Source organism: Roseivirga pacifica (assembly GCF_900111145.1).
In the GTDB taxonomy this organism is placed as follows: domain Bacteria; phylum Bacteroidota; class Bacteroidia; order Cytophagales; family Cyclobacteriaceae; genus Roseivirga; species Roseivirga pacifica.
On the sequence record NZ_FOIR01000001.1, the window covers coordinates 1,358,641 to 1,382,480 of the forward strand.

The 23,840-nt window shown below is 43.8% G+C and carries 21 protein-coding genes; 8 read left to right on the plus strand and 13 right to left on the minus strand.

All coding sequences use genetic code 11. The features are described from left to right. Positions 1–3 precede the first annotated feature (3 nt). Positions 4–1,557, plus strand: coding sequence for an MltF family protein (locus tag BMW98_RS06030; protein ID WP_162844692.1), 1,554 nt, complete (start codon positions 4–6; stop codon positions 1,555–1,557). Here BMW98_RS06030 and crtD read toward each other — a convergent pair. The 5 genes from crtD to BMW98_RS06055 all read right to left on the minus strand — a co-directional run bounded on the left by crtD (position 1,554) and on the right by BMW98_RS06055 (position 7,908). Beyond that, entirely contained in the window at positions 1,554–3,017 is a 1,464-nt protein-coding gene (gene crtD, locus BMW98_RS06035) for a 1-hydroxycarotenoid 3,4-desaturase CrtD (RefSeq protein WP_090257614.1), read from the minus strand. The genes BMW98_RS06030 and crtD overlap by 4 nt on opposite strands. A 101-nt stretch (positions 3,018–3,118) precedes the next feature. Then, positions 3,119–4,372, minus strand: a complete 1,254-nt coding sequence (locus tag BMW98_RS06040; protein WP_090257615.1) for an NAD(P)/FAD-dependent oxidoreductase — start codon at positions 4,370–4,372, stop codon at positions 3,119–3,121. A gap of 2 nt (positions 4,373–4,374) precedes the next feature. Continuing rightward, a complete protein-coding gene (locus BMW98_RS06045; RefSeq protein ID WP_090257616.1) occupies positions 4,375–5,376 on the minus strand; it encodes a 4-hydroxyproline epimerase in 1,002 nt (333 codons plus the stop codon). Between the two features lie 35 nt (positions 5,377–5,411). Continuing rightward, positions 5,412–6,992: an aldehyde dehydrogenase (NADP(+)) gene (locus BMW98_RS06050; protein WP_090257617.1), complete on the minus strand. Its 1,581-nt coding sequence runs from the start codon at positions 6,990–6,992 to the stop codon at positions 5,412–5,414. Position 6,993: 1 nt separating this feature from the next. Next, entirely contained in the window at positions 6,994–7,908 is a 915-nt protein-coding gene (locus BMW98_RS06055; RefSeq protein WP_090257618.1) for a dihydrodipicolinate synthase family protein, read from the minus strand. Between the two features lie 125 nt (positions 7,909–8,033). Here BMW98_RS06055 and BMW98_RS06060 point away from each other — a divergent pair, with 125 nt between their 5' ends. Further along, a complete protein-coding gene (locus tag BMW98_RS06060) occupies positions 8,034–8,897 on the plus strand; it encodes an AraC family transcriptional regulator (RefSeq protein ID WP_090257619.1) in 864 nt (287 codons plus the stop codon). Positions 8,898–9,078: 181 nt separating this feature from the next. Here BMW98_RS06060 and BMW98_RS06065 read toward each other — a convergent pair whose 3' ends face one another. From BMW98_RS06065 to BMW98_RS06090, 6 genes are all read right to left on the minus strand, one after another. Next, on the minus strand, positions 9,079–10,407 hold the full coding sequence (locus tag BMW98_RS06065; protein ID WP_090257620.1) for an FAD-dependent oxidoreductase: 1,329 nt from the start codon (positions 10,405–10,407) through the stop codon (positions 9,079–9,081). Between the two features lie 3 nt (positions 10,408–10,410). After that, entirely contained in the window at positions 10,411–11,688 is a 1,278-nt protein-coding gene (gene kynU, locus BMW98_RS06070) for a kynureninase (RefSeq protein WP_090257621.1), read from the minus strand. Further along, a complete protein-coding gene (locus BMW98_RS06075; protein ID WP_090257622.1) occupies positions 11,685–12,182 on the minus strand; it encodes a methylated-DNA--[protein]-cysteine S-methyltransferase in 498 nt (165 codons plus the stop codon). Before BMW98_RS06075 ends, kynU begins: the two co-directional genes overlap by 4 nt. Beyond that, a complete protein-coding gene (locus tag BMW98_RS06080; protein WP_245733495.1) occupies positions 12,182–13,198 on the minus strand; it encodes an amidohydrolase family protein in 1,017 nt (338 codons plus the stop codon). The genes BMW98_RS06075 and BMW98_RS06080 overlap by 1 nt, the downstream gene beginning before the upstream one ends. A gap of 23 nt (positions 13,199–13,221) precedes the next feature. Then, complete coding sequence (locus tag BMW98_RS06085; protein WP_090257623.1) at positions 13,222–13,608, minus strand: four helix bundle protein; 387 nt, start codon at positions 13,606–13,608, stop codon at positions 13,222–13,224. A gap of 66 nt (positions 13,609–13,674) precedes the next feature. Then, on the minus strand, positions 13,675–14,208 hold the full coding sequence (locus BMW98_RS06090; protein WP_090257624.1) for a 3-hydroxyanthranilate 3,4-dioxygenase: 534 nt from the start codon (positions 14,206–14,208) through the stop codon (positions 13,675–13,677). An 87-nt stretch (positions 14,209–14,295) separates the two neighbouring features. Between BMW98_RS06090 and BMW98_RS06095 the strand changes: the two genes are divergently transcribed. The 5 genes from BMW98_RS06095 (at position 14,296) to trxA (ending at position 20,239) form a co-directional block, all read left to right on the plus strand. Next, on the plus strand, positions 14,296–15,084 hold the full coding sequence (locus BMW98_RS06095) for an SDR family oxidoreductase (protein WP_090257625.1): 789 nt from the start codon (positions 14,296–14,298) through the stop codon (positions 15,082–15,084). After that, the gene (locus tag BMW98_RS06100; protein WP_090257626.1) at positions 15,081–15,572 is read left to right on the plus strand and encodes a hypothetical protein; all 492 of its coding nucleotides are present in this window, start codon (positions 15,081–15,083) and stop codon (positions 15,570–15,572) included. The genes BMW98_RS06095 and BMW98_RS06100 overlap by 4 nt, the downstream gene beginning before the upstream one ends. Positions 15,573–15,575: 3 nt before the next feature. After that, positions 15,576–17,018, plus strand: coding sequence for an aldehyde dehydrogenase (locus tag BMW98_RS06105; protein WP_090257627.1), 1,443 nt, complete (start codon positions 15,576–15,578; stop codon positions 17,016–17,018). 451 nt (positions 17,019–17,469) lie between these two features. Next, positions 17,470–19,875 carry an ABC transporter permease gene (locus tag BMW98_RS06110; protein ID WP_090257628.1) on the plus strand — a complete coding sequence of 802 codons (2,406 nt, stop codon included), beginning with the start codon at positions 17,470–17,472 and terminating at the stop codon, positions 19,873–19,875. Between the two features lie 64 nt (positions 19,876–19,939). Beyond that, on the plus strand, positions 19,940–20,239 hold the full coding sequence (gene trxA, locus BMW98_RS06115; RefSeq protein WP_090257629.1) for a thioredoxin: 300 nt from the start codon (positions 19,940–19,942) through the stop codon (positions 20,237–20,239). 1 nt (position 20,240) lies between these two features. Here the strand turns inward: trxA and BMW98_RS06120 are convergent, their stop codons facing one another. Both BMW98_RS06120 and dxs read right to left on the minus strand, forming a co-directional pair. After that, positions 20,241–21,011, minus strand: a complete 771-nt coding sequence (locus BMW98_RS06120; protein ID WP_090257630.1) for an alpha/beta fold hydrolase — start codon at positions 21,009–21,011, stop codon at positions 20,241–20,243. Beyond that, on the minus strand, positions 20,998–22,932 hold the full coding sequence (dxs, locus tag BMW98_RS06125; protein WP_090257631.1) for a 1-deoxy-D-xylulose-5-phosphate synthase: 1,935 nt from the start codon (positions 22,930–22,932) through the stop codon (positions 20,998–21,000). The genes BMW98_RS06120 and dxs overlap by 14 nt, the downstream gene beginning before the upstream one ends. Positions 22,933–23,081: 149 nt before the next feature. On the opposite strand from dxs, the gene BMW98_RS06130 reads away from it, so the two are divergent. Beyond that, entirely contained in the window at positions 23,082–23,840 is a 759-nt protein-coding gene (locus tag BMW98_RS06130; protein ID WP_090257632.1) for a segregation and condensation protein A, read from the plus strand.

Sequence of the window (23,840 nt, forward strand, 5' to 3'; positions counted from 1 at the left end):
ATTATGGGTTCACGTAAAATTAGCTATTGGGCAGAGAGTTCATGGATACTTTTAATAGCCTTTCTTTTTTGTTTAGCGACCGCATGTGGTGGCTCCTCAACTGAAAATAACGAAGACGATCCTGAGTTACTTTTGGCGAACAACGAGATTTCTTTAGAAGATAAAATTAGAGGTAGAAGAAACGGCCCTCCGGTAAAACTCGATTTAAAAGCAATAAAAAAACGTGGTGTGCTCCATGCCGTGGTAGACAATAGCTCCACCAGTTATTTCATTTATCGTGGCCGAAGAATGGGCTATGAATATGAGCTGCTCAAAGCTTTTGCTGAAGAGCATGATATAGAATTAAAGATTATAGTAACACCTAATCTTGAGCAGGCATTCGATATGCTAAACGCGGGTGTTGCCGATATAATGGCCTATCATCTTACGGTTACTATCGACCGAAAGGAGATGGTTGATTTTACCGAGCCACATACCGAGGTGCGTCAGGTTTTAGTTCAGCGCAAGCCACAGAATTGGCGGGATATGAAGCTGCATGAAATTGAGCGCGAAATGATTACCGATCCCATTGCTTTGGCTGGTAAAGAAGTGGTGGTTAGAAGGGGCTCATCATTTGCCAATCGACTTTACAATTTGTCTCAAGAAATTGGAGACGAGATTTATGTAAACGAGATGGAAGGCGACATTGCCACAGAGCAACTCATTAGACAAGTATTGGAGGGAGAGATTCAATATACCGTGGCCGATGAAGATGTGGCCATGCTCAACGAGTCTTACTATCCAGACCTGTATATAGAGACAGCCATAAGTTTTCCCCAGCGAATAGCTTGGGCGGTACGCAAGGGCTCCCCTGAGCTAAAAACGGCCATTGACGATTGGCTGAAAGCACTTAAGCGAACACCGGATTATCGAACCATTTACGATCGCTATTTTACTTACACTAAAACACAAAGAAGCCGGGCCAGAAGTGACTATTCTTCCCTTTCGGAAAACGGTAGAATTTCCCCTTATGATGACATCATAAAGCTTCAGGCTGAAAGAATTGATTGGGATTGGAGGCTATTAGCAGCCCAGATAAATCAAGAGTCTAAGTTCGACCCAAAAACAAAGTCATGGGCTGGTGCCGAAGGGCTGATGCAGCTCACCAAAGTTACTCAGGAAGAATACAACATCGATAAACCCTTTAACCCTGAAGAGAGCATTAGAGGGGGGGTAGAACACATCAAGTTTTTGGAGGATTACTGGAAAGATGAGATTGCTGATGAGACAGAGCTGATAAAATTTGTACTGGCATCTTACAACACTGGCCAAGGGCATGTTCGTGATGCACAAAGGCTAGCCGAAAAGTATGGCGCAAATCCGCGCAAGTGGGACGATGTTGCTGAATACTTATTGAAGAAATCTCAACCTAAGTACTATCAAGATCCTGTTGTGAAATATGGTTACTGCCGGGGTGTTGAGCCAACCAACTATGTAAAGGATATTCTGGAGATTTACGAAGACTACGCTGCCTTCTTCAAAGGCGATACGCTTGAAGTGGAAGCGAGTGTATTCTAACGGAAGTTGTCTGTCATAATTTTTGCTGAGGCCAGTGCTAGTGGAATGCCACCGCCTGGGTGAACGCTACCGCCACAGAAATAGAGGTGCTTTATACGCTTAGAAAAATTTGGGTGCCTTAAAAACGCAGCAAATTTATTGTTTGAGCTATTACCGTAGAGTGCTCCACCAAATGAGCTGGTTCTTTGTTCTATCAACCTTGGGTCGAGTAAATCTTCCACTTCAATCAAGGGTTCAATATCCTCTCCCAATATTTTTGAAAGCTTAGTTAAAATGTTTGCCCGTGCCTCCTTAATAAGTCCATCCCAATCTTGGCCTTCATTATGGGGTACATTTATCATAGTGAACCAATTTTGACAGCCTTCAGGAGCATCATCAGCTTTATGCGTAGAAGTAATATTGATGTAAACCGTTGGATCATCAAATACTGTCTTCTTTTTAAATATGTGGTCGAACTCTGCTTTATAGTCGGCAGAGAAAAATATGTTGTGGAGGTCTAATTGAGGGAACTGCTTTTTTATGCCCCAATAAAAAATGAGTGCTGAACTACTCTTTGGTTGATTCAGTAACTTTTTGGGCTGCGATTCTCCTTTGAGTAGTTTTTTATAAGCCGCAACCATATCCATGTTACAAACCACACGGTCGGCCTTGTGAAAGCCCATGCCTGTATTAATACCTTTTGCGATGCCATTGTGTGTAACAATGGTTTTTGCTGGAGAATTAAAGTAAAAGTGAACACCCAACCTTTCAGCAAGTTGATAGAGGCTCATGGTGATGTCATGCATGCCTTTTTTAGGAAAGTAAGCGCCTAGCCCAAATTCTAAATGGGGGATGATATTGAGCGTTGCGGGTGTTTGGTATGGATCCGAACCATTGTAAGTAGCGTAGCGATTGAACAACTGGGCGGTTTTTTCATTTTTGAAGCGTGCGTTGTTCGCCTCGTTCATCGTTTTGTTAAAGTTGAACTTGTGCAACTTAGTGTATGCTGAAAAGGCTTTGCTACCCAGCCAAGTACTTGCTTTGTGCAGCGATTTTTCCATAAATAATGGGGCGAGATTGTTGTACAGAAATGCACTCTGCTTCAGCGCATTTAGTGTGTACTCTTTCGGCTCACCCAATTTATTGGCAAGTTCCTCTGCAAACCTTTGGTTATCGGACCATGCTGTTAGACTTTCACCCGAAGGGTAGAAGTAGTTGCATGTTTTCTCCAGTTTAACATACTCAAAATGATCCGCTGGATCTTCTCCGGCTAGCTCAAAGAGTGATTCAACGGCTTGTGGTAATGTGAAAAGGGAGGGACCTGCATCGAAGCGGTAGCCACCAAGCTTTAGTTCCGTGAGCTTGCCGCCTGGGTAGCTGTTGGCTTCAAAAACGGATACTGTATGTCCTTGTTTGGCTAAGCGAATAGCGCTGGCAATACCGGCTATGCCGGCACCAATTACAATAACGGTTTTGCCCATGAATCAGTAATGAGTATTAGGTTGTTGTTGGTGAGTCAATTTCAATATGTGAAGTAGACCCTACTAAAACAAACCCTTTACATAATTGTTGGGCTGTTCTGCTAGTTGTATCGCTCTACGGCCAAAAGTGGTGACGAAACGCTGGCTTGTTCACCCACAATTTGCTCAGTAAGTAGCTTACCGGTAATGGGGCCTAATGTCCAGCCTAGCATGGCGTGTCCGGTGCCCACTTGCAGGTTACTCAAGCCACTTACTCTGCCTATATATGGTAGTCCATCGGGAGTGCAAGGGCGTAATCCTGCCCAAGGTTCTATTTCAGAAAAGTCGAATGATTCGTAGTCAGGGATGGCCTGCTTTACCGCTTCAATAATCCCGGCTACCCTGTTCTGATTGATTTGGTGATTTATACCCGACATTTCCATGGTGCCTGCAATACGCCAGCCGTGTAACATGGGCGTTGTGGCAATTCTGCCTTCTACCAAAATAGAAGGAAGTTTAGGCATTTTAATTGGCTCCTTGATCATAAAACTATAGCCTTTACCGGCTTGCAGCGGCATGCTGAGTTTTAGTTTCTTCATTAGCAAAGGTGACCACGAGCCTGCTGCTATCACAAATTCATCGGCTTGGTAAGCGCCAGTATTGGTGATGAACTCACTTACTTTACCATTCGAAAGCTTGATGTCCTTCAGTGTGGTGTTGTATTGAATGTTTACGCCTCTTTCCACCAGCAGGGCCTCAAACTTCTTCATAAATACATTTGGTGTCATCCAGGCATCGCAACCAAAATATACTGAGCCGGCCATGTTGTAATTTACATTAGGCTCTAGCTTTTCTGTTTCTTCACGGGTTAGGGTTTCAGCTTCTAAGCCGAATGACTGAGCCAGTTTTACCAACTCCTCTTCATGATGGAGTGTGTTCTGTTTCTGGCAAATCATAAGCAGGCCAGGTTTGTGGTAACCCGCGTCAATCTGTTCCTCTGCCAGTAATTCTTCGTACAATTTCTGGCTCTGGTAGGTCAATTCATAAAGCACAGGAATCGCCTCTTTCACTCTTTTGTCTGTAGATGCTTTTTTAAAGAGCATACCCCATTTCATCAGGTCCAAATCGAGTTTTGGCTTTATATAAAATGGACTTTTGCTGTTTAGCATCCACTTAATGCCTTGGCTGATAATTCCGGGTGAGGCAAGTGGGATTAGGTGGCTTGGCGATACATAGCCGGCATTGCCAAACGAGCAATTATTATTGCCATCGGTTTGGTCCAAAATGGTTACCTCAATGCCTTGTTTGTTGAGGTAATAGGCGGTGCTGAACCCAACAATTCCTGCACCTACAATTACTACGCTTTTATTGCTCATTTTTAAATTACCTGAAAGCCATGAGCGTAAGGATCGTCTGCTTCGTCAATCAAAATGTTGTTGTAACCTGTGATTTTCGCCCAACCCTCAATGCTCGGAATAATGGCATCGTAAGCTCCTAATTTCACCTTTTTTTCTACACGTCCAACAAACTGACTACCGATTATACTTTCGTGAACGAATGTGTCGCCTTCATTCAACAAACCTTTGGCTGCCCATTGTGCCATGCGTGCAGAAGTGCCTGTGCCACATGGTGATCTGTCGATGGCCTTTTCTCCATAAAAAACTGCATTTCTGGCGGTTGATGTAGCGTTGGTGGGTTTGCCCGTCCAAAGCACGTGACTTAAGCCAGCAATGGTGTCGTTTTCTGGGTGCTGAAATTTGTGTTTGGCGTTAATCCGTTCGCGAATTATTCGGCTCCATTGAATCAATTGATCGGCAGAATAATAGGCCATGTCGTCAAAGTTTTCCTGCGGATCTACAATAGCGTAATAGTTTCCGCCATAGGACACATCTACTTTCAGCATGCCCAGAGTAGGGCATTCCACCTCGATATTTTCTTCAGCTAAATAGGAAGGAATATTGGTGAGCTTAACCGAAGTCACTTTTTTGCTTTTTTGCTGGTATTCGATCAGCACTATGCCTGCAGGTACTTCTAGCCTTAGCTTGCCAGGTTCTTTGGGTTGAACGAGGCCTTCTTCCAGCATAAAAGTAACCGTGCCAATGGTACCGTGCCCGCACATTGGTAAACATCCGCTGGTTTCAATAAACAGTACGCCAATGTCGTTGGCTGCATCGTGCGGAGGGTAAAGAATACTACCGGACATCATGTCGTGACCTCGCGGCTCAAACATCAGTCCGGTACGAATCCAATCGTATTCTTTCAAAAAATGCTGCCGTTTTTCGCTCATGGAGTTGCCTTGCAACAAGGGACCTCCGGAAGCTACCAAGCGTACCGGGCTACCGCAGGTGTGCCCATCGATACAGAAAAAACGCTTGCTCAATGCTATCTCAATTAACTATGGTTAAATTTTTAAACTTAGGATATGGGCTTGTTGGTAAAGTCACCATCAACCGTTCTCCAAATGCCCAGTGGGTTATCATTTTTCAATGCGTCTGGCAATGCCGCCCGTGGCCAGCTTTGGTAGCAAATTGGGCGCATAAACCTGTGTATTGCATCGGCACCAACCGAAGTGTATTTCGGGTTTGTGGTCGATGGAAAAGGTCCACCATGATGCATTGAAGGGCAAACTTCAACACCTGTCGGTACTCCATTAAAAAGGATTCTGCCCACCTTGTTTTGCAATGCCTGAATGATATCGCCATTTGAGGCAAGGTCATTTTCTGTGGCCATCACGGTTCCTGTTAATTGGCCTTCTAACTTGGCTACAACTTCAGCCATTTGGGTTGAAGAGCTACATTTTACCAAAAGTGTAAATGGACCGAATACCTCTTGGTGCAATTTAGGGTTGGCCAAAAAGGTGTCTCCGCTAACTTCCATCGCCAACGGACTGGCCTGATTGCCAGGTGTAGTTTGTTTGGCGGCTAATGTGGTAACACCCAATTCGTTCGCTAGTGCCGAGCTAGTTGCTTCATAAACATCAGCTATGCCCTTATTGAGCATGGTGGCTGGTGCCGCAGCTGCCAGAGCTTTGCCCAAAGCTTGTGAGAAGGTGTTTAAGACATCGGATTCAATACCAATGATTAGCCCAGGGTTGGTGCAGAACTGGCCAACGCCCAAAGTAACTGAACCGGCCAATTGCTCAGCCAAAGCTTCGGCTGAAGTATTTAATTTTTCTTCTAGTAGTAAAACAGGGTTGGTACTTCCCATTTCAGCATAAACTGGAATAGGCTGTTCGCGCTTGGCTGCCGCATCGAAAATGGCTTTTCCACCTCGGTAAGAGCCAGTAAAGCCTACTGCTTGAATGCTGGGGTTGGTGACTAAAGCCTGACCAACTTCTACGCTTCCATTTACCATAGAGAATACGCCATTTGGCATGCATGTTTTCTCAGCGGCTTTCAAAATGGCAGAAGAAACGAGCTCGTTTGTGCCCAAATGCGACTCATGGCCTTTTACTATTACTGGGCAGCCTGCTGCCAAAGCCGAAGCTGTATCCCCACCTGCGGTTGAGAACGCCAATGGAAAATTGCTAGCGCCAAAAACGGCTACTGGCCCCAATGGAATATCCATTTTACGCAAGTCAACTTTTGGCAAAGGTTGTCTGTCCGGAATGGCAGTATCAATTGTGGCGTTTACAAAGGAGCCCTCTTCCAGAAGTAAGGCAAAAGCTTTTAACTGATTACAGGTTCTTCCTCTTTCGCCTGTTATACGCCCCTCGGGTAGGGCAGATTCGGCCATGGCGCGCTGAATCAATTCATCGCCCAAAGCCATGATTTCGTCTGCAATGGCGTTAAGGAAGGCCGCTCTTTCCTTCGCTGAAACTTGGCTAAAGCTAGTCGCTGCCGATTGAGCCAAGGCGGTAGCCTCTGCTATTTCTTCTTGGGTAGCAATGGCAAATGCGCCTTCAAGTACTTCGCCAGTTGCTGGGTTAATTGCCGTTAAATGGTCTGTGCCTTTTGCACTTGGCGTATTGCCAATAAAGTTCTTTCCTGTAATCATATTATAGATTTAGGTAGTCTGGTAGTGTTGGTCTGGTTTTCAAACCTTCTTCAATAAGCCCTAAAACATGGGCTCTTTCCTCGCCAACAAGTGGTAGGCGCGGTGCACGAACGTTTTCCGTACCAATGCCAGTGGCTACTTCTGCCAGCTTGATGTTCTGTACCAAGTGCGCATTGATGTCGAGCTCTAATAAAGGTAAGAACCAACGGTAGATTTCGCGAGCCTCTTCAATTCTTCCTGCTTTTTGTAGTCTGTAAATGGCTACGGTTTCTTTAGGGAAGGCACAAACAAGTCCGGCTACCCAACCATCGGCACCCATCACCAAGCTTTCGAGTGCAAGCGTATCTACACCGCTCAAAATGCTGAATCGGTCGCCAAAGCGATTACGCATGCGCGTTACGTTCGAAATATCACGCGTAGATTCTTTTACCGCTTGAATGTTCTCGCACCCGGCTAGTTCTGCAAACATGTCAAGAGTAACTTCGATTTTATAGTCAACCGGGTTGTTGTAAACCATTATTGGGAGGTCGGTGCTGTTCGCTACGGCCTTGTAGTATTCCACAGTTTCGCGGTCATCGGCTTTGTAACGCATTGGAGGAAGCATCATTAAGCCACTGGCGCCATTGGCTTTGGCTTTTTCGGCAGCCAAAATTGCGCCTTTGGTGGTTTGCTCCGCAATGTTCATTACTACTGGTACTTTGCCATCAACGATCTCTACCGTTTTCTTTACCAAAGTGTCTTTTTCGTCATCCATCAATGAGCTGGCCTCACCCAAAGTGCCACCTAAAATGATACCGTCAACACCAGCTTCTAGTTGTGCCTTAATGTTGGTTTCGAACATTTGTAGATCTAACTCATCGTCTGCCGTGAACTTGGTAGTTACGGCAGGAAAAATACCTTCCCAGTTAACTTTCATGCTTTTAAAATTTTTGGCAAGGTAGCGGGGCGAAACACTTTCTTCTAGCCGATTCTTTACGAGTAATGATACTATATTTGCATGCTTATGTATGATGATTGATTAAGTGAGTATAAATTACATCTGTGAGAGTTTTACCCTTTAGAATTCCAAAAGCTGAGCAAAGTGCTATTCATCTGCAGATTGATGATGAGCCATACTTTTACGATAAGCTGCATCAGCATCCTGAAAGGCAGTTGACAGTAATTGAAAAGGGTGAAGGGACGTTAATCTATGGCGATTTTGTGGGGCGATTTGCTCCGGGTGATGTCTTTCTAATGGGGTCGAATGTGCCGCATGTGTTTCGTTGCGATGAGCAATTCTATGCTAAAAATGAATCTGGTGCAGCACTTTCCAGGTCTATCTTTTTCGATTGGGAAGGAATGGGTACAGCGTTTACGCAATTGCCTGAATTTCGCAAGGTGAATGCTTTTTTGGCACAAGCAGAACAAGGTGGAGTAGCTACAGGAAAACTTACATCTGAGATCAGTGATCTGTTCGAGGCTATTTTTAAAAAGAGGGGAGTGGAGCGCTTCAATCTTTTTATGACGGTGCTTGATAGGCTGAGTAGGTCGAAGTTATGGAAGCCGCTTTCAGCTTTGCCAAATCGTAATTTAAAGGAGCTTGAAGGCCAGCGATTGGACGATATCTTTCAGTTTACGATGACGAATTATCAGCGACCAATTGCTTTGGAAGAACTCGCTGAACTAACGCATATGAATAAGGCTGCTTTCTGTCGCTATTTTAAGCAGCACACGCGCAAGACCTATGTGGAGTTTTTGAATGAATACCGGGTGAATCGGGCTTGTAGCTTACTGCTTCAGGCCGACCGAACAGTAGCAGCGGTGGCTTACGAGGTGGGTTTTAATAATCTATCGCACTTTAACCGAAAATTTAAAGCAGTAATGACCCAAACGCCTAAGGCGTTTATTGCCGCTGCAAAGGGCTAGTCAAGGTCTCACTCAAAGTGAGGCCTTGAATGCTTGAGACTTCAAGCTTCTCCTCCAGTCTTGGTGTCCTAACCAAGACAGTCAGGAAAGCCAACCGGTGCGGACACCGGTTGTGGTAGTTTAGGTTCTAATTCTTTAATAGTCAGCTTGTTGGTGACAGCACCAACAAGGGGGGAGTCAGTTAGCCCAACTTTTCAACTAAGGCCTCAAAGTCCAGCTGTTCCCAATTGTTAGCAACACTCGGTTGCTTTAGCACTTCATCCATAATGGCTTGCTGTTTTTTGCCAATGGCATGTGCCTCTGAATAGCGTAAGTCGCTAAAGGTTACCATTGGGTAAAGTGGTAACCATTTTTTCGGGTACAATTCGTTCAGTCGTTTTTCAATTTTCTTCTGCAGGATAAACTGCGGATCGGCCACTTTATCGCGCATTTCTATAAAGTTGTAAAGCGCTAAGTCGGCTATTGCTTCGGCATCCGGAATTCTCAAAGCTTCGTATTCCTTCAACAGATCGCGGTTTAGGTCTTCGTGCTTGTCGAGCAACTGACCCAAAACGAAACAGTCTTCAAATCCGGCATTCATTCCCTGACCGTAGAAGGGCACAATAGCATGTGCCGCATCGCCAATCAAAGCTGTTTTGCCTTTTACCCACGGATTGCACCTTACGGTAACCAAACCCGAGGTTGGGTTGCCAAAAAAGTCATCAACTAAGGTGGGCATTAGCTCAGTGGCATCAGCAAATTCCTTCTCAAAAAACTCTTGGACAGCTTCCTTATGGCTCAGTGTTTCAAAAGAAGTTTGGCCCTTCATTGGGAAGAAAAGCGTAACTGTAAAGCTCTTATCTAAATTTGGCAAAGCGATAAGCATGTAGCTGCCTCGTGGCCAAATGTGCAGTGCATTCGATGCTATGGCAAAGTCGCCATCTGGTGTTGCAGGAATTACCAGCTCTTTGTAGCCTGCCGTGATATATTGTTGAGAATAATTAAAAAGAGGTGTTTTCAAATAAGCATTTCTCAATGCTGAGAATGCACCATCGGCACCAAAAATAAAGTCTGCACCGACTGTGACTTCTCCTTGCTCGTTTTCGAATTTGGCTTCCGGTTTATCAAAGTCTACATCGGTACATTTATGGTCGAAGTAGATTTTTACACCATTTCTTTCGGCTTCATTCATCAGCAATTCGTTCAGTCCGGCCCGCGAAATTGAGTTGATGAATTCGCCATTCATTCCGTAGGGCTGCATTTGCAAATTGCCGGCCCGATCGTGAATCATGCGGCCATGCATGGGTATGCACATTTTCTTCACCTTATGGTCAATGCCAATTTGTTCCAAAGCTTTCAACCCACGTTTACTCAACGCTAAGTTGATCGATCGGCCACCATCAAGTTGCGTTTTGCGCATGTCGGGCCTGCGTTCGTAAAGTGACACTTTAAAGCCTTTTTTGGCCAGCATTGTTGACAATAAGGAGCCTACCAAACCAGCTCCTAATACCATAATGTGTTTCTTTCCCATAGGTTAAATTTTTTCCAAGGCTTCTTTCATCAGCCTTCCGAAGTGGTACACATCTTCAAACGAATTATAGAGAGGAACAGGTGCAACTCTTATTACATTTGGTTCGCGCCAATCGCCAATCACCCCATTTTCAACCAGATAGTCGAAACGGGCTTTGCCTTTTTCGTGAAAGAATATGGAGAGTTGGCAGCCTCGGTCTTTCGATTCCTTAGGCGTAATGATCTCGAAAATGCCCTTGTCACCGCTAAGTTCATTAACAATGAACTCCATGTAGCCAGTAAGTTTTTCGCTCTTCAACCTGAGTGCTTCCATGCCTACTTGATCGAATATTTGCAATGAAGCGAGGTGTGCGGCAGTAGCTAATACATTTACATTGCTGAGTTGCCAGCCGTCTGCTCCAGGCATTGGTTTAAAGCCTTTTTTCATTTGAAAGCGTTCGCCTTCATCGTGCCCCCACCAACCAGCAAAACGTGGTATATCGAAGTTGTGTGCGTGGCGTTCGTGCACGAAAATTCCCGATACATTGCCAGGGCCTGAGTTTAAATATTTGTAAGAGCACCAAGTGGCGAAATCAACATCCCAGTTATGGAGGTGCAGCGGTACATTGCCAATGCCATGCGCCAAGTCGAAGCCAACATAAGCACCAGCTTGGTGGCCGGCAGTAGTAATGGCTTGCATGTCGAAAATCTGCCCGGTGTAGTATTGTACGCCACCAAAAAGGACTAATGCTAGTTCGTTCGCATGTTCTTGAATAGCGGCAATAATATCGTTGGTTCGAAGCGTGTTTTCCCCCGCTCTTGGTGATAGTTCTATCAGTGCCTCTTCCGGTGCTAAGCCATGGTGCTTCAACTGACTCTCAAACATGTATTGGTCAGACGGGAAAGCTCCGGCCTCGCAAATAATTTTGTACCGCTGTTTAGTTGGCCTGTAAAAAGAGACCATCAGCAGGTGGAGGTTAACGGTGAGGTTATTCATACTCACCACCTCAATTGGCTTGGCACCAACAAGTCTTGCTAAGGAATGCTTCACTGTTTCATGGTAGCTAACCCATGGTCTCTCCTTTGGTACAAAGTGGCCTTCAACACCGTAGTCTTGCCACTTTTGCATTTCTTCTTCTACTAACTCGCGCGTGCGTTTTGGCTGTAAGCCCAGTGAGTTTCCTGTGAAATAATAGGCTGCTTTTCCGTTGATTTTAGGAATATGAAACTCGTTTCTCCACTGTTTTAGCGGGTCTGCAGCGTCTTGTGCTTGTGCAAAGGCAAGTGTATTCTCGTAATTCATCCAAATAGGTTCAGTTGATTGAAACCGGGTAATGAGTGCTCGTGTTTCAGGAGCCATTCTTTTCTGTGAAGTCCGCCAGCGTAGCCTGTTAGGCTGCCGTCTGTTCCGATAACCCGGTGGCACGGAATAATGATGGCGATAGGGTTTTTACCGTTGGCGGTTCCTACGGCCCTAATCTTCTTTAGGTCTCCTAATTTTCTGGCTTGTAGTGCGTATGTAGTGGTTTTTCCGAAAGGAATTTCATCCAACTTGGTCCAAACCTCTTTCTGGAAATCGGTGCCTTCAGGGGCAAGTGGAACTTCGAATACCTTCCTTGTTCCTTCGAAATATTCTTTCAATTGAAATTTACAGGTGCGTACCACATTCGGCACTATGCCATCGGTCGATCGTTCTTCTTCATCAGTAAAAGCTACAAGTTTAATTGCTTCTTGATCGCCCACAATTTTGAGCTTACCAATGGGGGTGTCCAGAAAAGTGATGGCCGTGTTTTCCACTACTCAAATTGTTTTTTGTCCAGGTTGAGCCACTCTAATGTCGCATTGCAGAATATATCGTCTACAACCTCATCAGAAAGCCCCATTTCTTCTATGTAAGCCCCAATTTCCAGGTCGCCTAAAGGGAACGGATAATCGGAGCCTAGGGTCACTTTCTTAGAACCCTGCATTTCTAGAATATAGTTCATTAAATGCGGGTCGTGGGTAATTGAATCCACCCAAAATTTACTAATGTAATCACGCGGGTTAATAGGGTTGTCAATCGCTACCAAATCTGGTCGGCAATTAAAGCCGTGTTCAATTCGACCTAAAGTAGGCAGAAATGAACCTCCTGCGTGCGAGAAATTAATCCTTAACTCTGGCAGTCTTTCTAGCACTCCTCCAAAAATAAGTGAGCAAGCAGCCCTTGAGGTTTCGGCTGGCATTCCTACCAACCAAGGCAGCCAATAGCGTTCCATGCTATGAAAGCCCATCATATTCCAAGGGTGAATCATGATTGACATACCTAATTCTTGACACGCTTCAAAAATTGGGAAGAAGCGTGGTGAGCTCAGATTTTTATCGTTAATGTTTGAGCCAATTTGAATGCCGGGTAGGTTCAGTTCCTTTTTGCAGCGCTCTAATTCCTGAATGGCCAGTTCTTCATCTTGCATTGGAATGGTGGCCAAACCGATGTAGTTCTTTGGGTAATCGGCACAAATTTGCGCGATGTGGTCATTCAAAAACTGTGAAATTTCAAGCGCATCGTAGGGTTTGGCATCGTACGAAAACATAACAGGGATCGTAGAAATTACCTGTACCTGTGTGCCGTGCTGAGCATATTCTTCAATGCGTACTTTAGGATCCCAGCAGTTTTCCAATATCTCCCTAAAAAATTTGGAGCCCTTCATCATCATTGCCGCGCCCTCTTTGTGATGATGCAAGTGTATAAAATCCCCATATCCGAATTTATCTGTCCATTTGGGCAGGTACTCCGGAATGATGTGGGTATGCATGTCGATCTTTATTCTAGTCATAGGGGAACTCGTGAATTGGGGAATTAGGAAATTGGTTTACTAGGCTTCTTATCAGAAGCTTGTTGTTTGATATATTTTATGTAGCCATTAAGTGATTTATGCAGGGAGTCTAAATCAGCGATTAAGGAGTTGTAAGTTTCATTGCTAATCATTTTTCTTCTAAATGCTTTACCCAACCAATTCTTAGTTTCTAACAAAGAGCCTCTTGAATAAGAGCAAAAGTTTCGATTTTCTTTAAAGAAGAATCTACCATAACCCTCTGCAATGTTTGCGCTTATTGAATCAGCTGCTCTTACTAACTGCTTCCCTAAAGTATCTTTCTTATAATAGTCCCACGTTTCAACTATACTCCAAATTGTATCTGAAATCTCATCCGCACTTTTGTAAATATTCAATTCCTCTAATTTCATTGGTGTGTTGCCCGTTTAAGGTGAAAATTCACTTTTCACCAATTTACTAATTACCCAGTTACCAGTTTACTGTTCCACAAAACGTGGATCCGTTTCCATTACATGGCCACAATTTTTGCATGTGCGAAGGCCTTCTGAGTTGTAGAATGCTTTGAACCTTGGTAAAAAGTCTTTCTCAATATTGATGAGCGGAAAGTAAGTGTCGTGAAGTTTGTGGTTGCAGTTGTCGCAGAACCACATCAGCCCATCAGTATGCTCAGGTTTTCTTACGCGTTCAATCACCAAACCAAGTGAACCCTCTGAACGAATAGGAGAGTGGGGCACTTTTGGTGGGTGCAAGTACATATCACCCGGGCCAAGTGGAATGTCTACCGCCTTACCGTCTTCTTGAATACGCACCGTAATGTTGCCCTCAAGCTGGTAAAACAGCTCTTCCGTTTCATTATAATGGTAGTCCTTTCGTGCGTTTGGTCCCGCCACAATCATCACTATGTAGTCGGTACCTTCTGGGTATAAGTTTTTATTGCCAACCGGAGGTTTAAGTAAATCACGGTTTTCTTCTATCCACTGGGTCAAATTGAAAGGTCTACGTATTGCCATTACATTTGCATTTGGTTTGCTCGAATTTACAGAAATTCGGCATACCCCTACATCGATTTTTTTAACTTTACCTGAACCCCAAAACTTATGGATTTAAACCTTAAAGGAAAAAACGCACTTGTTTGCGGCAGTACGCAGGGTATTGGCAAAGCCATTGCCGAAGAATTGGCCAATTTGGGCGCCAGTGTTACCCTATGCGCGAGAAATGGAGAGAAACTAGAAGAAGTGAAAGCTTCGCTTTTTCATACTTCAGGGCAAAAGCACCAGATATTGGTGGCCGATTTCTCCAAGCCGAATGAGTTGAAAGAGAAGATATCGAGCCAAATAGATGCTGGAAATCAATATCACATTCTGATAAATAATACTGGAGGCCCTCCAGGCGGTCAGGCGATTGATGCTGATTTGGAAGAATTCCGAATTGCTTTCAATCAGCATTTAATCTGTAACCAAATTTTGGCTCAGGCTTGTGTGCCTGCCATGAAGGAAGCAGCTTATGGCCGGATTATCAATATCATTTCTACTTCTGTAAAAATGCCAATTCCGGGTTTGGGTGTTTCAAATACCATTCGCGGAGCTGTTGGTAATTGGTCTAAAACTTTGGCGAATGAGTTGGGTGCCTTTGGTATTACGGTGAACAACGTATTGCCGGGTGCTACTGCTACTCAGCGTTTGTCTTCAATTATTGAAAACAAGGCCAAAAAGCTTGGTAAAACAGCTGAAGAAGTAGAAGACGAAATGAAAAAGGAGATTCCTGCCAACCGTTTTGCCTCTGCAGACGAAGTGGCTGCAGCAGCGGCTTTCTTGGCTTCTCCGGCAGCAGGCTATATCAATGGTATTAATGTGCCAGTTGATGGTGGTAGAACTGGGTGTTTATGAAGTTTAACAAGCTTCTGGTCACTTATATAGTGGTATGGGCTCTTCTGCTTTTTGCAATTCCCGATTCTTTGCTTTTTAGTAAGGGAGTTCTGAGAATAATTCTTTTTTTACTTCCATTTGCTGTTCTACCTCTAATGCTTTCGAACATTCTTAAGAAGTATGTTTTAAAGACCTGGATAAGGAGGATCGTATGTGTTATGTCTGCCTTCCTCGCCTTTCCATACTTGATTATTTCAGAAAACAATGAGTTTAAGAGGTTAGAAAGAGAGTCGGTTACGGTTGAGGGAGTTATTTTTCGAGTTCATTTCGGTCTCGTGAAATATGGAAGAAAAAGAGGTGTTCAAGCTAAATTTATATATGACGGGGAAGTTTATAGAACTTATTTGGAGGGTGATCAAGAGAAGCGCTTTGTTTTGGGCGATACAGTCGAAATAGAGTTCTTAGAAGAATTGCCCATTGTGAATAGAATTAAAGGCTTAAACGAATAAAAAATGGAAGTGATTCAGAACTATATTGGTGGAGAACTAATGCCTGCCAAGTCGGGTGCCACTTTAGAAAACATTGAGCCTGCAAAAGGCAAGATTTACGGCACTATTCCCGATTCTGATGCTACCGATGTGCAGTCGGCTGTAGAGGCTGCTGAGGCTGCTTTTCCGGCTTGGAGCAAAACGCCAAGAGAAGAGCGTTCGCGACTAATGCTAAAGGTAGCGGAGCTCATAGATCAAAATCTTGATCGCTTGGCTGCTGCAGAATCGAAGGACAATGGAAAACCCTTAAAATTGGCCAAGCGGGTAGATATTCCACGTGCCTCTGCCAACTTTAGGTTCTTTGCTACGGCAATACTGCACGAATCGAGCGATTTTCATCAAACTGATGAAGAAGCGATTAACATGACTTTGCGTTCGCCATTAGGCGTTGTGGGTTGTATTTCCCCATGGAATTTGCCGCTTTACCTTTTTACTTGGAAGATCGCTCCTGCCATTGCTGCGGGCAATACTGTTGTGGCTAAGCCATCGGAAGTTACCCCGATGACAGCCTATTTGCTTTCGGAATTGTGCATAGAGGCTGGATTGCCAAAAGGAGTGCTCAACATTGTTCATGGCCTTGGACCAAAAGTAGGGCAGGCGATGAGTGAGCATCCAAAGATTAAGGCAATATCGTTTACAGGTGGCACAGCGACAGGTAAGCAAATTGCAGCTACTGCTGCGCCAATGTTCAAAAAACTGTCGCTAGAGTTAGGTGGAAAGAACCCGAACATCATTTTTGCTGATTGCGATTTTGATAAGGCCTTGGCTACAACTGTTCACTCTAGTTTTGCTAACCAAGGACAAATTTGCCTTTGTGGCTCTCGTATTTTCATCGAACGTGCCATCTATGACAAATTCAAAACTGCGTTTATTGAGAAAGTGAAGTCCCTGAAAGTTGGGCCTCCCGAAGCTGAAGATACTAAGGTAGGTGCGGTGGTTTCTGAGCCTCATATGAACAAAGTGTTAAGCTACATTGAGTTGGCTAAGGAGGAAGGCGGAACCATTCTTTTTGGGGGTGAGAGGGTAGTCTTAGAAGGTGATTTTCAGTCAGGGTATTACATTCAGCCGACCATTATTGAAGGATTGAGCTACGATTGCCGCACAAATCAGGAAGAAATTTTTGGTCCAGTGGTAACGCTAACTCCTTTCGATTCGGAAGAGGAAGTGCTAATAATGGCTAACACTTCCCAATATGGGCTTTCTTCCACCATTTGGACTACAGATTTAAACCGTGCAAATCGCGTGGCTAAGCAAATTCAAGCAGGGATAGTTTGGGTAAATACTTGGCTATTTAGAGACCTCAGAACCCCTTTTGGAGGGGTGAAAAATAGTGGGGTCGGAAGAGAGGGCGGATGGGCCGCTTTAGACTTTTTTACAGAGAAAAAGAATGTGTGTATAAAACTTTAGCATTGTTGCAAACAGCATAAAAATGTATTTAAGATGTTTGTGGGGTAGATTTGGTGTAGACAGATTTAATATTTAAGAAATATTGGTATGTTAAATTTTATTTAATAAAAAATCCTATTAAATTTGATTTTACATGAGGGCGCTAAGTGTCTCTCTCACAAAAGATTTCAAGTTCGCAATCGCGAAATAAAGATAAGTCTGGGTGTAGGAATCGTAAGATTCACTATGAGTAGTTAGTTACCCAGGTGTTTAGGTGAAAGGGAGTCGCTCCAACGGGAGTGACTCTTTTATTTTATCCCCATTCTATTTTATCTCAATTTACCCTGATGGTACAAGCAACTTGTTGGAAACCAACAAGTCTATTGTGTAATGATTCGACTTCACTGTCGTTTTACTGTAACCAATTCCAGTTTAGCGGGTCTAAACAATTAACCTTAAAGTCAAAATCGTCATGGTCAAAAACTATCTGAAAGTAGCTCTTCGTTCGCTACTCAAAAATCGCGTATTCTCTTTTATCAATATTGCTGGGCTTGCTTTGGGCATTGCGGCCAGTTTGCTCATTCTTCAATATGTCAATTACGAGCTCAGTTACGAAGATTTTAATAAAAACGCTGAGCGTGTGTATCGCTTAAAAACCAACCGCTACGATAAAGGTGAGCTGAGCACTGAGTGGGCTGCGGGAGTAGTTTCCATTGGTCCAATACTTCACGAAAACTTGCCGCAAGTAGTAGAGTACGCTCGGTTGTCTGGCACAAGTGGCGTGATGTCGCGTGAGGATATTGAGTTTAAGGAGGAGAAAATGTACTTCTCTAGCCCTGGGGTAATTGAGTTAATGGATCTGAAAATACTACATGGGGAAGCGAAAGAATCACTGAACAGCCTTTACACGATCGTAGTGTCCGAAACTGCAGCCAAAAAGTATTTTGGCAAGGTAGAGGTTGTTGGCGAAACGCTTTATTTTAACAAAAATAGACCTGTGAAGATTGGGGCTGTTTTTCAAGACTTACCAGCAAATACACATTTTAAGTTCGACATACTTGTTTCGTGGCCTACAGCGGCCCAGGGGCGTGAAGAAGAAATGAATATGGTGTGGTATTGGGATGGCTATTTCAACTATATAATGTTGGAAGAAGGAGTTGATCCAGTGGCCTTTGAAAAGCAGGTGAACGAGTTTGTTGCCGACCGCTGGGGAGATGAAATGAGAGAAGGGGAAAGCTGGATGGATTTTGAGCTTCAGGCCCTTTCCGACATTCATTTATATTCTAATTATATGTTGGAGGCAGAAGTAAACGGTGATGGCGATGCCGTTTTTGCTCTGCTGTTCATTTCGTTTTTTATAATCGTTATTGCATGGGTAAACTACATCAATTTGGCAACTGCAAAGTCGATGGAACGCGCCAAAGAAGTGGGGCTTCGAAAAGTGCTTGGTTCGCAAAAAGGGCAGCTTATTCGTCAGTTTCTCACCGAATCTATTTTGGTAAACTTATTTGCTGTGGCATTGGCTTTTGCTTTGGTTTTGTTGGTGCTCCCAGCTTTTGCCAAGTTAGCTGAGCAGCCAACAAGTTTCGAACTCTTTACACAACAGGGTTTTTGGTTAGGGCTTATCTCGCTTTTTGTTCTTGGTACCTTGTTGTCTGGTTTGTACCCTGCTTTTGTGTTGTCTTCGTTCAAACCTGTGCAAACGCTAAAGGGTAATTTTGTCACTAGTAGTAAAGGTGGTTTATTAAGAAGGGGACTCGTTATTTTTCAATTTATAGCTTCAATTGCCCTTATAATTGGCACATATACGGTTTACGAGCAGATTTCATTTATGCGAAATCAGCAGTTGGGTGTGAATATAGATCAAACTCTTGTGCTAAACGGTCCTAGTGTCCGAGATTCTACTTATCAAGAGAAATTGTCGGCATTTACAGATGTAATGAAGGCCGATGCGAATGTAGAAAACGTGGTGGTTAGTACGGGTGTTCCTGGCCGTGCTGTCGGTTGGAATGCCGGAGGTATTCGTTTGGAGTCAGCACCAGAAACTGACGGCAAACAGTACCGCGTGCTTGGTGTTGGGTACGACTTTGTGGAAGCCTACGGTTTAGAAGTTGTGGCCGGACGAAGCTTCTCTAAGAATTTTGGTAATGAAGAAGCCAATATCCTTTTTACCGAAAAGGCTTTGAAGCAACTCGGTTTCGATAATCCTGAAGATGGGCTTGGTAAACGTGTTAGTTTTTGGGGCGATGTTTATACGGTAATTGGTGTGTTGGAAGATTACCACCATGAATCGTTGAAGGAAGATTATGACCACGTGATCTATCGCCTGATTCCAAACGCGAGCAACTTTTACTCTGTAAAATTTAATGGTGCAAATACCCAGGCTGTGGTGAACTTAGCACAGGAAAAATGGATGCAATTTTTTCCAGGCAATCCATTTGAGTACTTCTTTTTAGACGATGCCTTTAATGAGCAGTACAAAGCCGATCAACGTTTTGGAACAGTTTTCACCATCTTCTCAGGCTTGGCGATTTTCGTGGCTTGTATGGGGCTGTTTGGATTAGCATCATTTATGGTGGCTAAGAGGACAAAAGAGATTGGGATAAGGAAAGTGCTAGGAGCTACCGTTCCGAACATTCTGCGCATACTAAGCACTGATTTTATGAAGCCAATATTGGTGGCCATTATAATTGCCATTCCGTTGGCTTATTATGCTATGGATATGTGGTTGGCTGGTTTTGCCTTTAGAATAGCTATGAGTTGGTACATTTTTGCTTTGCCGGCAGTTTTAGTCACTATTGTAGCATTGCTGACGGTGAGTGTTCAAACTTCATCGGCAGCGCGAGCTAACCCGGTGAAGTCGCTGAGGTATGAGTAAACATGAGGGCTAGCACGGAACATTTCCATTTATTGTGCAGTTTTAAGGCTGAACATTTATTGCCATGAAAGGAAAGTTTGAAGAGTTGGTTTCACAAGATACTCCAGTGTTAGTTGATTTTTATGCAGACTGGTGCGGCCCCTGCCAAATGATGGCTCCTGTGCTAAAGGAGATTGCAGGTGAGTTGGGCGATAAGGTTAAAATCATCAAGATTGATGTGGATAGAAACCAGCCAGTAGCGCAACGTTTTGGTGTACGGGGTATTCCGCACTTTATACTTTTTAAAGGTGGAGAAATTAAATGGCAAAAGGGTGGGGCTATGAGTAAAAGAGAGCTTACCGCTGCCATTGAAGGTGTGCAGTAATTTAAAGCTTACTTAGAAAATCTTTGATGATTTGAATGGTTTCAGTCGGCTCCTCCAACATGGCCATATGACCAACTTCTCGCATTAAGTAGCCATCAACATCTGTTCGTTCTTCTATATGAGCCTCGGCTTTTTCTACAGGAATTCGATGGTCTACCAAGCCGCCAATATATAGCGTTGGGCAATTTAGGTTTTTCCAAAGCTCAAAATTGTCGGGGCGATTTCGCATGGCCAGGGTATAAGCTTTTGCAGCCTCCTTGGTTGTTTTCATAGCCAAAGCTGTAGCCTTTGCTATTGCTTCTTTGTGATCCTCTTTTCGCTTTAAATTGAATAATGAGGGTGTAAAAGGCGCTATGAATTTCTCCATGGAGAACTTTTCTAGAAAGTCTAAAGCCTTATCTCTTTTAGCTTTTCCTTCTTCATCATCGGCAAAGGCTGTAGAGTTAATCAGCCCAAGGGACTTGACAAACTCTGGGTGTGATTTTGCAATTTCCAACGCAACATAACCACCTAAAGAATGGCCAATTATAGCAGCTTGATTAATGTCTTGCGTCTGTGCCCAAGTAAATACTTGTTCACTAATATCTACTAAGCTAAATGGGAGCTTGGGTAGCGGAGATTCTCCAAACCCCGGTAAATCGATACAGTAAACCTTGTAGCTTTTAGAAAGTGTTTCCTGAAGATGATTCCATACGGAGTGGTCTTCGCAAAAACCGTGAATAAAAACTAAAGAGAAACCGCTTCCTCTTACCGTGAAATTAATTGCTGGCATGAGTTGCTTTGGCTTTTACTCCAAGCAACGCGCGAACGGCATTAGCAATTCCATTCGGGTCGAAATTACATTCAGCTTGAAGCTCTAGCTGTGTGCCGTGCTCCACAATCCTATCAGGAATTCCGAGGCGTGTGATTTTTGCTGCGTAGCCATTTTCTGCCATGAACTCCAAAATTGCAGTACCGAAGCCGCCAACCAAACAGCCGTCTTCCACAGTAACTACCTTGTTGTAGTTTCTAAAAATGTCGTGCAGTAGCTCCTCATCAAGCGGTTTTACAAAACGCATGTCGTAATGAGCAGGGTTCAGTCCTTCTTTCTCAAGTTGTTCTTTTACCTCGAACACATAGTTGCCAATATGACCAATGGTAAGAATGGCCACATCTTCTCCATCCGAAATTTTTCTACCCGTACCAATGGTCATTTTCTTCATTTCGGTACGCCATTCAGGCATAACGCCCTGGCCTCTCGGATAACGAATGGTGAATGCTTTGCCTTCTCTAGGAAGTTGTGCAGTGTACATCATATTGCGCAATTCAGCCTCATTCATAGGGGCGGCAATAACCATGTTTGGGATACAGCGCATATAGGCAATATCGTACGCACCATGATGGGTAGGGCCATCAGCTCCAGCAAAACCAGCACGGTCGAGGCAGAAGTTTACGGCCAAATCCTGAATACATACATCGTGAATTACTTGGTCGTAGGCACGTTGCATGAATGTACTGTAAATGTTGCAGAATGGAACCATGCCCTGGGTGGCTAAACCGGCCGAGAAGGTTACCGCATGTTGTTCGGCAATACCTACATCAAAGGCACGATCAGGCATGGCCTTCATCATAATATTCATCGAAGAACCAGAAGGCATAGCAGGTGTAATGCCCATTACTTTCTCGTTCTTTTCTGCAAGTTCAACCAAAGTGTGGCCGAATACATCTTGGTACTTTGGCGGCTCTGGCTTTTCGCTTACTTTTTTGAAAACCTCACCAGTTACCTTGTCGAATTTGCCTGGAGCATGCCACTTAGTAGCGTTGCCCTCTTCGGCAGGTTTGTAGCCTTTGCCTTTTACGGTAACACAGTGAAGAATTTTTGGCCCTGGAATTTTCTTCAGGTCGTTCATCACACTTGTTAAGTGGTGAACATCATGACCATCAACCGGTCCGAAATAGCGTAAGTTTAGAGATTCAAAGAGGTTGCTTTGCTTTAATAACAAAGCTTTCATTGAGTGCTCTACTTTAGAGATTACCTCTTGCGCACTCTTTCCGAACTTCGAAAACTTGCTTAATATTTTCCACACATCGTCTTTTACTTTGTTGTAAGTGTGCGATGTGGTTACGTCTGTTAAATAATCTTTTAGCGCACCAACATTTGGGTCGATTGACATGCAGTTGTCGTTGAGCACAATTAGCAAATTCGCGTTTGTAGCTCCTGCGTGGTTCATGGCTTCAAAGGCCAAACCGCCTGTCATGGCACCATCGCCAATCACTGCAATGTGTTGTCTGTCGTCTTGTTTGTACTGGTTGGCAATGGCCATACCTAGTGCACCAGAAATGGAAGTCGAAGAGTGGCCAACACCAAAAGTATCGAATTGACTTTCTTTCCTTTTTGGGAAACCTGAAAGCCCGTTGTAAAGCCTGTTGGTGTGGAAGTTATCTCTTCGGCCAGTTAGGATTTTGTGGCCATAGGCTTGGTGGCCCACGTCCCAAATCAGCTGGTCTACTGGAGTGTTGAAAACATAATGAAGGGCAACTGTAAGCTCAACTACGCCCAAAGAAGCACCAAAGTGACCACCATATACCGAAACATTATCTACAATGAATTGGCGCAATTCGTCACAAACCTGTACCAGTTGGGTTTGATCGAGTTTTTTTAGATCCTCAGGAGAATCGATTTTTGCGAGAAGTGGTCCAGGTTGTATTAACATGTGTTTTCAAACTAATGCCTAAGCAACAAACTATTTATGCAAATGTTTGCGCTTCGACTTTATATAGCGCACAAAATTAAAAATTATTTTGGCACCACCTGCCCCTTTTGTCCAATCTCTATATATTTGACTGAAAACCATTTGTATCTGTGAGTTTCGAGATTAAACTTCCTCTTTTTGAAGGCCCTTTTGATCTGCTGCTGTTCTTCATTCAGCGAGACGAACTCGATATTCACGATATCCCCATTCATCAAATCACAAAGGATTTTTTGGACTACATGCATCATTTAGAGCAAATGAATGTGGAGGTAGCGAGCGAGTTTATTCTTGTGGCTGCCACGCTTATGCGCATAAAAGCCAAAATGCTGTTGCCACGCCCAACGCTCGATGATGAAGGCAATGAGGTTGACCCGAGAGAAGAATTAGTGCGCCACTTGCTGGAATACAAAAAGTATAAATCGGTGGTGGAAGAGTTGGCAAACATGGAAAATGCACGTTCGCAAAAAGAGGCTCGTGGCAACGTTGTAAAGGAATTGAAGAAGCTGGCTGAAGGCAATAATGTGGAGGCCGAACTGCAAAATGTAGATCTTTACAAATTGCTTCGTGTATACCAAAGTGTACTTTCTCGCTATGAATATGAACAGAAAAAGCCAACGCACGAGGTGGTTCAATACCCATACTCTATTTCTGTTCAACGCGATTTTATAATGGCCAAGTTGGTCGATTCGCCAAAGCTTTCATTCGAAAAGCTAATAGCGATGGAACCGAATAAGATTGCCGTAATTTTTAATTTCCTTTCTATTCTGGATCTTTTACAAATGAAGAAAATTACCATGCACTTGGGTGAGGGTTTTAACAACTTCTGGATTGAAAAGATTGAGGAGGAAGAACAGCTAGTAGGTCAGTAG